This is a genomic window from Winogradskyella flava (genome assembly GCF_014243395.1).
In the GTDB taxonomy this organism is placed as follows: domain Bacteria; phylum Bacteroidota; class Bacteroidia; order Flavobacteriales; family Flavobacteriaceae; genus Winogradskyella; species Winogradskyella flava.
In genome coordinates, this window is sequence record NZ_JACLCP010000001.1 from 1,038,115 (window position 1) to 1,049,921 (window position 11,807).

The 11,807-nt window shown below is 34.3% G+C and carries 12 protein-coding genes; 7 read left to right on the forward strand and 5 right to left on the reverse strand.

Annotation, left to right across the window (positions count from 1 at the left end):
* Positions 1 to 69 precede the first annotated feature (69 nt).
* Positions 70 to 498 carry an SRPBCC family protein gene (locus tag H7F21_RS04595; RefSeq protein ID WP_185788039.1) on the forward strand — a complete coding sequence of 143 codons (429 nt, stop codon included), beginning with the start codon at positions 70 to 72 and terminating at the stop codon, positions 496 to 498.
* On the opposite strand, the gene H7F21_RS04600 is transcribed toward H7F21_RS04595, so the two are convergent.
* The 5 genes from H7F21_RS04600 to H7F21_RS04620 are packed head-to-tail and all read right to left on the reverse strand — an operon-like array spanning position 495 to position 6,040.
* Positions 495 to 1,928, reverse strand: coding sequence for a cellulose synthase family protein (locus H7F21_RS04600; RefSeq protein ID WP_185788558.1), 1,434 nt, complete (start codon positions 1,926 to 1,928; stop codon positions 495 to 497). The genes H7F21_RS04595 and H7F21_RS04600 overlap by 4 nt on opposite strands.
* Positions 1,929 to 1,984: 56 nt before the next feature.
* Positions 1,985 to 2,674 (reverse strand): glycosyltransferase family 2 protein, encoded by a 690-nt coding sequence (locus H7F21_RS04605; RefSeq protein WP_185788040.1) that lies wholly within the window; start codon positions 2,672 to 2,674, stop codon positions 1,985 to 1,987.
* Entirely contained in the window at positions 2,671 to 3,144 is a 474-nt protein-coding gene (locus H7F21_RS04610; protein ID WP_185788041.1) for a toxin-antitoxin system YwqK family antitoxin, read from the reverse strand. The genes H7F21_RS04605 and H7F21_RS04610 overlap by 4 nt, the downstream gene beginning before the upstream one ends.
* Entirely contained in the window at positions 3,144 to 4,733 is a 1,590-nt protein-coding gene (locus H7F21_RS04615) for a 4Fe-4S binding protein (RefSeq protein WP_185788042.1), read from the reverse strand. The genes H7F21_RS04610 and H7F21_RS04615 overlap by 1 nt, the downstream gene beginning before the upstream one ends.
* Before the next feature lie 2 nt (positions 4,734 to 4,735).
* Entirely contained in the window at positions 4,736 to 6,040 is a 1,305-nt protein-coding gene (locus H7F21_RS04620) for an NAD(P)/FAD-dependent oxidoreductase (RefSeq protein ID WP_185788043.1), read from the reverse strand.
* 195 nt (positions 6,041 to 6,235) lie between these two features.
* Here H7F21_RS04620 and H7F21_RS04625 point away from each other — a divergent pair, with 195 nt between their 5' ends.
* From H7F21_RS04625 to H7F21_RS04650, 6 genes are all read left to right on the forward strand, one after another.
* On the forward strand, positions 6,236 to 6,946 hold the full coding sequence (locus H7F21_RS04625; RefSeq protein WP_185788044.1) for a DUF547 domain-containing protein: 711 nt from the start codon (positions 6,236 to 6,238) through the stop codon (positions 6,944 to 6,946).
* A gap of 86 nt (positions 6,947 to 7,032) precedes the next feature.
* Positions 7,033 to 7,944, forward strand: a complete 912-nt coding sequence (locus H7F21_RS04630; RefSeq protein ID WP_185788045.1) for a hypothetical protein — start codon at positions 7,033 to 7,035, stop codon at positions 7,942 to 7,944.
* A 34-nt stretch (positions 7,945 to 7,978) separates the two neighbouring features.
* Positions 7,979 to 8,989 carry a glycoside hydrolase family 113 gene (locus tag H7F21_RS04635; protein WP_185788046.1) on the forward strand — a complete coding sequence of 337 codons (1,011 nt, stop codon included), beginning with the start codon at positions 7,979 to 7,981 and terminating at the stop codon, positions 8,987 to 8,989.
* A 59-nt stretch (positions 8,990 to 9,048) separates the two neighbouring features.
* A complete protein-coding gene (locus H7F21_RS04640; protein ID WP_185788047.1) occupies positions 9,049 to 9,783 on the forward strand; it encodes a hypothetical protein in 735 nt (244 codons plus the stop codon).
* Positions 9,780 to 11,042: a POTRA domain-containing protein gene (locus H7F21_RS04645; RefSeq protein ID WP_425509954.1), complete on the forward strand. Its 1,263-nt coding sequence runs from the start codon at positions 9,780 to 9,782 to the stop codon at positions 11,040 to 11,042. The genes H7F21_RS04640 and H7F21_RS04645 overlap by 4 nt, the downstream gene beginning before the upstream one ends.
* A gap of 35 nt (positions 11,043 to 11,077) precedes the next feature.
* Positions 11,078 to 11,806, forward strand: a complete 729-nt coding sequence (locus tag H7F21_RS04650; RefSeq protein ID WP_185788048.1) for a metallophosphoesterase family protein — start codon at positions 11,078 to 11,080, stop codon at positions 11,804 to 11,806.
* The last annotated feature ends 1 nt before the right edge of the window (position 11,807 follow it).

Below are 11,807 nucleotides of genomic sequence, written 5' to 3' on the forward strand. Positions count from 1 at the left end.
AATTATTTGTAACCTAGAAAATAGTCGCTCAAAAAAGATTCCTAACTTTATTGGAAATAAAATACCGTTATGAGTCATTCCATTTACTTCAACTTTATCATAAAAAGTGACAAATTTAGTGTTTATAAAGCCGTTTCTGAGCCAGGGCATTTGGAGAATTGGTGGCCACTAAAATGTTCTGGAATTCCAAGAGTTGGAGAGCAATTTAACTTTAATTTTACAGATAAATATGATTGGTATGCAGAGGTAACAAGTTGTAAACAGTGGGATCATATTCATTATAAAATGACTAAATCTGATGACGACTGGAATTCTACAACCTTTGGATTTAAACTAAAGGAAAAAGATAATGGAACTTGCCTAAATTTTTTTCACACGGATTGGTCTGAATTAAATAATCACTTTAAACATTCCTCCTTTTGTTGGGCAATGTTATTAAACGGACTTAAGAGTTATTTGGAAAAAGGAGAAATTATTCCTTTCGAAAAGCGAAGCTAAACTTTAGAGCTCAAAGACTTAAAGAAGACATAACCAAAGCCAATAAAAAGCATCAAGTGGAATGGAAATAAACCAAAATCCCCACCTTGATCACCAACGATAAAAGCACTATACATACCAAACCCAAAGTAAAGCATTAGTATGCCTTCTATAATAACATGAGGTGATAGGTTTTTACGTAAGTATTTGTTGTTTTTCCAGTTGTCTTTATACTTGCTTAGGTTGAATTTTGGTGTTCTTACAAATTCACTGCGTTTACCGGCATGACCTTCTAATACGGCAATGGAATTATGTAATGAAAAGCCCATAGCAATAGAGAAAAAGGTAAAGAACATACCAATATATCCAAAGAATCTTTTAAATCCACTTCCGTAAATGCTGCGGTACATAAACCAGTAGCACACGAAGAATATGATGGTACTCATTATAAAGAAACTCATAATATAAAAATAGTCTCTCAAGTGAGCATATTCATTCTTTATATAAAGCATAGGAATACTTAAAACGGCAACCACAAAAATACTTAAGAACATCGTACTGTTTAGTAAGTGTAAAAGACCATGAACTTTAGTTTTAGTGGATATATTTTTAGATTTTAGAACGCGACTAAGCATTTTTCTAAAGTTCTCTGCGCCACCTTTGTTCCAACGGAATTGCTGTGATCTAGCAGCACTAATTACTATTGGCAATTCAGCAGGAGTCTCAACATCTTCTAGATACTTGAATTTCCAGTTTTTAAGCTGTGCTCTGTAACTGAGATCTAAATCCTCAGTAAGTGTATCACCTTCCCAGTTGCCTGCATCAATGATACATTGCTTGCGCCAAATACCTGCGGTACCATTAAAGTTTATAAAGTGACCTTTAGAATTTCTTCCAACCTGCTCTAAAGTAAAATGTGCATCTAAAGCAAAGGCCTGAATTCTTGTTAGCAACGAATAGTTTCTATTAATATGTCCCCAGCGCGTCTGTACAACGCCAATTTGATCGTCCTTAAAATAAGGAATGGTGCGTTTTAACCAATTAGGATTCGGAAGAAAATCGGCATCAAAAATCGCAATGAATTCTCCTTTTGCAATTTCTAAGCCTTCTTTTAGGGCTCCAGCTTTAAAACCAGCACGATTCTCTCTTGTAATATGTTTTATGTCTAATCCTGTTGCAGCAAGTTTTTCAACATGTGCTTTGGTGGTATGCACAGTTTCGTCCGTAGAATCATCTAAGACTTGTATTTCCAATTTTTCACGGGGATATTCCAATAGAGCAATATTATCCAATAAGCGCTCCATGACGTACATCTCATTAAATACTGGAAGTTGTACGGTAACGTAAGGAATTTCATTTGGATTATTTAAATCAAATGTTTCACAGCTTTCCCTTTTCTTTTTTGAAGATAGATAATTAAAAAGTAGATTTAACTGAGCCAAAGCATACATAAAAATCAAGATGATGGCTATGGTATAAACTACAATTATGAAATAGTGTAAATAAATCACTTTAAGCTGTATTTAAAAATCCATGTTAAGATTTTAACGCCTGCAAAGATAGCACCTTTTATGGTTCCTGAAACTTTTGAGACACCAATTCTGTTTCTGTAATTCACAGGAATTTCGTTATAACTATATTTTTTCTTTAAGACTTTTAGCTGCATCTCAACCGTCCAACCATAGGTTTTGTCTTCCATATTCAGTGCTAATAATTTGTCGTATTTAATAGCCCTAAAGGGCCCCAAATCTGTAAATGTAGAACGGAAAAACAAGGTCATTAAGCTAGTAGCTAGCCAGTTACCAAAGATTTGAGGAACGGTCATTGAACCCTCTTCTCTCAGTTCTTTTACTCTAGCACCAACAACAAAGTCAATATCTTTTTCAATAATAGGCTGAACAATTTTAGTTAGCTCTTCAGGATAATCGCTGTAATCTCCATCTAAAAACACAATTATATCTGGTTTTATATCTTGTTTTTCGATATAGTCCATTCCTTTTAAGCAGGCATGGCCATAGCCCTTTTGCTTTTCAAGCAAAACTGTAGCTCCTGCTTTTTTAGCATTAACTTCAGTATCGTCTGTAGAATTATTACTAACTACAATAACTTCTTCAACTATTTCAGGAATGTCTTTAATAACTTTCGAAATGGAGTCTGCTTCATTAAAAGCAGGAATGATGACTTTGATTTTGGTCATTTATTTAAATCTGATAATTTATTGTCTTTCTTAAATGACTTTAAATCGGTCCATTCTTTAATTCGCTTTCCTTGGGAATATTTCACTGCAGAAGTTAACTTTTCATCTTTATACATTAAGCAATAACCGTTTTTTTGATCGTTCTTAACTTGACACTTATGATTGACTTTTCCATTGTCGTCATAAAAAACCCACCATTTTATTTTTTTATCATTTTCAAAATGACCTTCGCTTTCTTTTTGCCCATTAGAACTGTATAGTTTCCAAAATTTGGTACGTAGATTATTCTTGTAATGCCCTTCGGATTTTAAATTACCGTTCTTATAATATGTCCTCCAATATTCGGTTTTTTTTCCATTTTTAATCCAACCACAGGATTCGAGCTTACCATTATCAAAATAATTTTTCTGATACTGTTTTTGCGCGACGGCAAAACTACAAATAAGAGAGAAAATAAAAACTAATCGCATTATTTTTGATTTACAAGTTCCATTAGGTCTACATCGTTACCTAATAAAACTTCAGTCGGATTAATTCGCCCTTTCATACTATCATTCTCTAATTTTAATACACCTCTTGGACATACCGCAGAACAAATACCACAGCCAACGCAACTAGAACGTACAATATTCTCACCTTTTTGGGCATAATGTCTTACATCAATTCCCATTTCGCAACTGTTAGAACAGTTACCACAAGAAATACACTGTCCACCATTTGTGGTAATTCTAAACTTAGAAAATAAACGTTGCTGAAAACCAAGTATAGCAGCCATTGGGCAGCCAAAACGACACCACGAGCGACTTCCTAAAATAGGATAGAAGCCAGTACCTATAACACCAGAGAATATGGAGCCAATATAAATACCATAAGTAGATCTTAAAGCTCCAGATTTTATATAGAAAAGTTGATCCGTGGTGCCTGTAAAATGCATAATAAGTAAAAGTGCTATGGTAATAAAAAATCCTATGGCTCCATATTTGGCGTCTTTTCCTAATTCTTGCCTTTTAAAAAACATCACACCAATAAAAACTAAAGTTAGAAATCCAATGACTAAAGAAATAAATACATCTCTTGTTAGCCAAAAGTCGTTGCTATCGTATCCCAAATAGGTGTAAACCATTGCTGTTGTCATCACTACAGAAAATACTAAAACGGTATGTATTAACCATCGCTCTAACTTCCAGGCTGACATTTTTTTAGAGGATAAGTGCCTAAAAGAGTCACCGGCTGTCTCCGCTAAACCACCACAACCACATACCCAAGAACAATACCATCGCTTCCCAAATTTATAGGTTAAGATAGGTGAAATAACAAATATGGAAAGGATGCCAAAGATGATTAAAGCCAATCCAATATTTCCATTAGATAAAAATCCTTTAACGGACCACTCATCAAAAATGTAATAGTTAAGCGGCCAAACACTCTTAAGGTCGTAGTATGGTAAATCGTTATTCATGACATACATGAACTCTGGAATCAAAAATGCAAAACCTAATTGAAAGAACATCACAGAAACAGTCCGAACTTGTTGGTAACGATTATGTCTATACTTAAGAATAAATTTATATCCAAAAGCTAAAATTGCAATAGTGTAAAGTGTGCCATAAACAAACCATTGGCTCGCATTTCTCCCACTCAGTAATTGACTTAAAGGATCAAATAAACTAATTAATCCAGTATTAGAAGCACCGTCCACACCCAACCCTAAGTATTGAGGATAAAAGTAAAGTACGATATAAAATGTCGTTAGAATAACACCAACGATCCAGCCCCAAACACCCCTTGAAGAGATAGATTTAAACCATTGTCCATCATTTTTTATACCTTCTAATTTATTAAGATAGGCTTCTCTGGAGTAGATTACAATACCGACCGCAATCAAGCCAAGTGATAACGTTAAGAATAATCCTTCATTAGGGAAGTTAGTATTGAAAAGCGCTAAAGTCAATATGAATAACCCAATAATTCCTATAGCTAAGGCAACCTTTTGTTTTGTAGTAATATCTAAAGCATCAGGTCTTGCTAAGGACATGCTATGATTTAATTTATTGCTCATGATTATGCGGTTTGTAGTTTGTTATTGTAGGCTGATAGAATCTCTTTTTCAAATTTTGAATAAAATTCAGGATCAAAATTGGCATCAGAAAGATGATTCATAACGTAATCAACATCACGTTTTTCTGTTAACCAAGTGTCAAAGGTTTCATGACGCATTCTAATGCCAAAAGTGTTAATGCCTAGGAATTCTTGGGTATCTTTATGGTATGCTACTGTGATACACTTAGTATCATCATCATGTTTCCAATGAAAGTGTTGTTCATAATCTGGTCTGCCTTTGGCACCGAAAACCCAGCCGTAAGTTTGATATTCTATATCCATAAATTTTGCTGAATTAAACCAATGCCCTGGATTATATGGTCTACGATTTCCGCAAATAGTTTGTGCTAAAGCTTCACCCATCATACGACCTGTGTACCATACGGCTTCAATAGGTCTGCGATTTCCAATAGCTTCATGTTGTTCGGCACAATCACCAATGGCATACACATCAGGAATATTGGTTTCTAAATAGCGATTCACTTTTACACCACGACCAGTTTCAATCTCTGAGTCTTTTATAAAATCTATATTTGGCGACACTCCTGCTGTTAACCCCACTACATTACATGGAATTTCTTCGCCAGTTTCTTCAATGATCACAGATTTTACTTTACCGTTGTCGTCAGATTTTATTTCTTTCAAATTTGTAGAAAGCCTTAAATCAATATGATGGTTTTTAATATGCCTATTGATCATAGCACTTTCACCCTCAGGTAAAACACCATTCCAAAAGCTGGATTCACGTACTAAAAATGTTACGGGAATACTTCTGCTATTTAGCATTTCAGCCAATTCAATCCCTATGAGACCGCCCCCAACAATTACCGCGCGCTTACAAACCTCTTTATTTGGCGCATGTTTTTCAAGATTATCCAAATCTTGTTTGTGGTACATGCCCATAACACCTTCTAAATCTTGTCCTGGCCAACCAAATTTATTCGGTTTACTTCCAGTTGCTATAACGAGTTTATCATATTGAAGTGTGTCTCCTCCAGCAAAGTGAAGCGTTTTAGATGTTGTTTGAACAGTTTTTACGTAACCTTTTTTCAGGTTGATACGATTTTTCTCCCAAAACCAATTTTCATAAGGTTGGGTGTGCTCAAACTTCATATGTCCCATATACACATACATTAAAGCTGTACGAGAAAAGAAATAATCTGTTTCTGCAGAGACAATAGTTATTTTTTTGTCGGAGAGTTTTCTAATATGTCTGGCTAGGGTAACACCAGAAATACCATTACCGATAATGACAATGTGTTCCATAAAATTTGGTTGTTAGTTAGTGGTCTGTCGATTTTAAAGATAAGAACTTAATCTAAAATTCTTATTTATATCCTTTTTAAATTAAACAATTTTGTAAGGTTCTGTCTTCAATTAAGACGCTGAATTTCTTTCAAAAATCTTGTAAGCCATTGATTTTATATGCGACAGAAGAGCCGTTAATCAAAATTTAAGACGATGAAACGACACCTGTATTTAATAACTTTTCTTTTTTCTTTAGCCATAAGTGCTCAAGACCTGGATACTTTTTTCTCTAAAACCAATACATTTTTGGGAACCCATGTTAAAAATGGAAAGGTCGACTACAAAACGATACACAAAGATCAGTCAGATTTGGATGAGATTTTAAAAATAGCAGAGAAAATTTCCGTCAAAGCCTCTGATGGTAATAGCTATCAAGCGTTTTGGATAAATGCTTACAATGTTTCAGTAATTAAGGGTATTATCGATAATTATCCAACAAAATCTCCTCTAGACAATACAGGTTTCTTCGATAAAACAACCTATAATTTAGGAGGTAAAAGTATTACGCTTAATGATGTTGAACATAAACTATTAAGAGCCAAATTTAAGGATGCCAGATTTCACTTTGTTTTAGTTTGTGGGGCAATTGGTTGCCCTCCATTAATAAATGAAGCATATATGCCGAATACCTTAGATGAGCAATTGGAGACTCAGACGAAAAAAGCAATAAACGGAAGTTTTTTAAGAGTAAACGAAAAAAAGAAAAAGGTTGAGGCATCTGAGATCATGAAATGGTACGAAGACGATTTCACTATGGATGGCATGACGAAAATAGACTTTATAAATAAATATAGAACAGAACAAATACCAGATAACTATAAGTTGAGTTATTTCTCGTATAACTGGACTTTAAACAAACAATAAATTCCTTTGAAAAAGGAATCTCAGAATAATAACAAACCAAAACCACAATAAGATTCCCAAAATCATGGGAATATAAAAAAAGCGATATGAAAAAAATAAGCATACTAGCAATGGCAATAATGATGTCATTCATAGGATTCTCTCAAGAAGATAACGATTCTCAAAAAAGTGTCATTCAGGAATACACACCATCTATTTTATTAAAAAAAGGGCAATGGGATATTAAATGGTTTAATAACCTTTACACTGAGACCAAAGACTTATTTGGCCCAAATGGTGAAGAGCAAGATATTCCAAGAAATACTTTTTTTACATCTACAATAGATATCTTCACCGGTGTTTCAGAAAGCAATAACCTTAATATTGGACTGTTATTAGAGTTCCGTTCTAACGTTATTGGAGGAAGAGATGCTTTGGATGTATTTTCTTTTGATGGCGAATCAGGTTCTGCACGTTCTGGGTTTACATCTTTTGCACCAGCAGTGAAATTCAACCCAATAAAGAGTGTTTCAAATTTCACCATTCAGACTGCATTTCATATTCCATTGGTGGATAATGAGGTTGAAGAAGGTGTTTTTTTAGACCAAAAAGGATTCATTTTTCAAAATAGATTCTTTTACGATTACAGTTTTCCAAGCGGCGATTGGCAATTATTTACTGAGTTAAATACTGAGTATAACTTTGGAAAAGAATTAGAGAGAGATGCTAATGGAGTGCAAACTGAGGGTAGTTTTGCCAACAATAGTTTACGACTAACGCCAGGACTATTTTTGAGTTACTTTCCAAGTTCTAACTTTACTATTTTAGCTTTAGTACAGCATTCACAATTAATAGATGCAGGAAATGATTTTTCACAAGATTTTACCGCACTTGGAGGAGGATTTAAATATCAATTAACAAAAGCGTTAAATGTAGAAACACTTTACACCAATTTCGTGAGAGGAAACGATACCGGTTTGGGACAAACATTTAATATAGGTTTAAGAGCATTGTTCTAGGATTTATATAAATTAGACACTTAATTGTACTCTTATGAGGTATTTTAAGTTTCTAATTTTATGCATTTTATTAGTTGCCGTAACCGTACGCAAAGTAGAAAAGGAGAAAATTAATGGCGTCAGTTTTGTGGCGGCACCTGACAAGGTGAATCAATCTCATGTAGCCCCAGTTGTTAAGGTTAATGCCAACTATGCAGCTATTATGCCTTTCGGTTTTATTAAGAATCTAGAGCATCCAGATATTGTTCATAATACAGATAGACAGTGGTTTGGCGAAACTCGAGCAGGTGCCAAACAGTACATTGAAGAATTGCGAAAGAAGAATATTAAGGTCATGATAAAGCCTCAAATTTGGGTTTGGCGAGGTGAGTTCACAGGTAAGATCATGATGACTTCTGAAGACAATTGGAAAGCACTGGAAGATTCTTACTCTAGTTTTATTTTGGAGTATACAAGGTTAGCAAAGGAAGTCAAAGCTGAAATTTTATGCATTGGTACAGAACTAGAACTTTTTGTAAAGTATAGGCCAGAGTACTGGACTGGATTAATTCAGAAGATTCGAACCGTTTACCAGGGAAAACTTACGTATGCTGCTAATTGGGATGAGTTTAGACGTACACCATTTTGGAGTCAACTGGATTACATTGGTGTTGATGCTTATTTTCCAGTCAGTGATGCCCAAACTCCAAGTTTTGAAGACTGTATAGAAGGTTGGAAAAAACATAAGCCAATTATCTCTAAAATGGCTGAAGATTACAAGAAGCCCATTCTGTTTACGGAGTATGGTTATAGAAGTGTAGATTATTCGGGTAGAGAGCCATGGGTATCTTCTAGAAGTATGAAAGAAGTCAATCTTGAAGCTCAAGTCAACACCACAAAAGCACTTTACGAAACCTTTTGGAAAGAAGACTGGTTTGCTGGTGGTTTTGTTTGGAAATGGTTTATAAAGCATGACAAGTCTGGTGGAGAAGATAACCCGATGTTCACTCCACAAAATAAGCCAGTCGAAGAAGTCATTCGAACATACTACAAATCGGATGAATAAATATTTAAAATTAGTAAGGTTACGTCAGGTTAGCGACAAATAGAGGTAATAACCAAATCATGAAACGACTGTTTATTGCCATAGGCTTTTTTTTGGGATCGTGTTCTCAAAGCGATAATGAGTTTCGTCAAACGGATAATTCTTTAACGAGTTATATTGAAAATAAAACTTTTGAAACAGGAGCAGTAATAGCTTGTGCTGGCAACGATATCGAAAATCTTGATCTCGTAGAGGTGTACTTTTTTCCAGAGAGTAATTCTGAAAATTACAGACTTTTTCAAACAAACTCTAGTAATGTAAATCCGAACGATTTATCAAATTATAATTTGGTTAACTTGGACAGTGAGCCTTTTTTTAATGGATATCTCAGGAAGTTTGTAGGATCATTCAGTTCAGAAAAATGGATGATTGTCTCTTTTGAAAAAGATGGAGATATAAAACTATCTAATCCAATTAGAATAAAGCATATCGAACAGCCTACATTATTCTCAACTGAAATAATAATCAATCAAGAGAATTCTCAAATGCCAATTTTTAGTTGGGATATAAATTCTGTTGAAAATAATGCGATTTTCTTTCAAGTTTTATCGACGACAAATGATGATTTAATTTCTGGAACTTATACCTTTGAAAATCAGTTTCAATATTATAATACGTCCAATGTTGTTTTAAATATTACCAATGGTATTCCTCCAGATCTCATTTCAGGGCAAACTTATAAATTTACGGTTATGGATGTGAGCGAAGATAATTGGGTGAATCAACTACTTATTATTCAGTTTGTATTAGAATGATGCGATTTATATTATTTTGTTTTCTTAGTTTAAGTTTTGTTGGTTTTTCACAGCATAAAGTTGCAGACCTCAAGGTACAAGGTAACAAAAAGCTAAAGTCGTCTTTTGTAAAGAAAATAGCGTTTATCAAACCTGGAGTAGCCTTGGATTCTTCGGTAATTGAAGAAGATATTAGATTACTGAAACGCTTACCATCAATCGCCCACGCATACTATCAAGTATTTCCTGCAGAAGAGGAGAATACGTATAATGTATTTTATAATATTGAAGAGAACTTTACCATTATTCCATCTGCGAATGTGTATACAACAAATGATGATGAATTCGCTTATCGATTAGGGTTATACGAGTTCAACTTATTTGGGCAGAATATCACTTTTGGAGGTTTTTATCAAAAGGATATTTATGATTCTTATGCTATTAACTTTCGAGCTCCCTTCTTATTTTCAAGGAAATTAGGATTGGCCGTTAATTTCCAAAATTTAACAACTCAAGAGCCCGTTTTTTTTGATGGGACAACTGCAGACTACCGTTATAATAATGAGTCTTTTGAAGTTTTAGGTTTGTATCAATTTAATTTTACAAACAGAGTAGAATTTGGAGTGAATTTTTTTACGGAAGATTACGAATATAAATCTGGTGCGACCAACCCTAATGTCCCCCGGGAATTGATTGTCGATAAGATGCTTTATAAGCTTATTTATGAGTACAACAATCTTAATTATGATTATCAATATGTTGAGGGTTTTAGAAGTATTTTTAATTTTCAATATGTACATTCGAGTAACGATAGAATGTTACCAGATTTTTTAATCGGCTGGAATGATTTTCAATATTTTAAACGTTTTGGTAAAAGAGGTAACTGGGCTAGTAGATTGCGATTAGGAATTGCGACAAATGACGATACACCTTTTGCGCCTTTTGCGGTAGATAATAATTTGAATATTAGGGGTGTAGGTAATCTTATAGATCGTGGTACTGGTGCCATAGTGCTTAATACGGAGTATAGATACACATTGTACGAAAAAGGTTGGTTTGCACTTCAAGGAAACGCTTTTATAGATGCTGGAAGTTGGCGAAATCCTGGTGGTGATTTAAGTGATTTTGCTGATTCACAAAACTTTAGGGTATATCCAGGACTAGGATTACGCTTTATTCACAAGAAGATCTTCAACGCTATTTTTAGAATTGATTACGGTATTGGAATTACACCAGATGCCACACAAGGATTAGTTTTTGGTATTGGGCAATATTTCTAAAAATTATGCCTTAGTTTTGCTATAAACGAATCGAAATGCGAACATTAGCCGTTGGCGATATACATGGTGGACTCAAGGCCTTAACCCAAGTGCTAGACAGAGCACAAATTGCTGGAGAAGACAAACTTATATTTCTTGGAGATTATGTAGATGGTTGGAGTGAATCTGCCCAAGTTATTCAGTACTTAATGGAGTTGTCTAAAACGAATGAATGTATTTTTATAAAAGGCAATCATGATGTGTGGTGTGAAGAATGGTTGATGCAAGGATTAGTCAATGAAGTTTGGTATATGCATGGTGGAAAAGAGACTATAGAAAGCTACAATGGCTTCTCTGAAGAGCAAAAAAAAGCGCATTGCCGTTTTTTTGAAGATATGCCTTTATATCATGTCGATGATGAAAAGCGACTTTTTGTGCACGCTGGTTTTACCTCTATGCATGGTGTTGAACGAGAATTTGACATTAGAGGTTTTTATTTTGATCGCACCCTTTGGGAAATGGCATTAACTATGGATCGTCGTATAAAAAAAGATTCTAAATTTTATCCTAATCGCTTAAAGCACTACAACGAAATATACATAGGCCATACACCAACACTCAATTATCATAAGTACCAACCTATGAATGCCATTAACGTATGGAATGTAGATACCGGAGCTGCATTTACTGGTAGACTATCAGTAATGGATATCAAAACTAAAGAAGTATTTCAGAGTGATACACTACCTATGCTTTATCCTAATGAAATGGGTAGAAATAAATAAA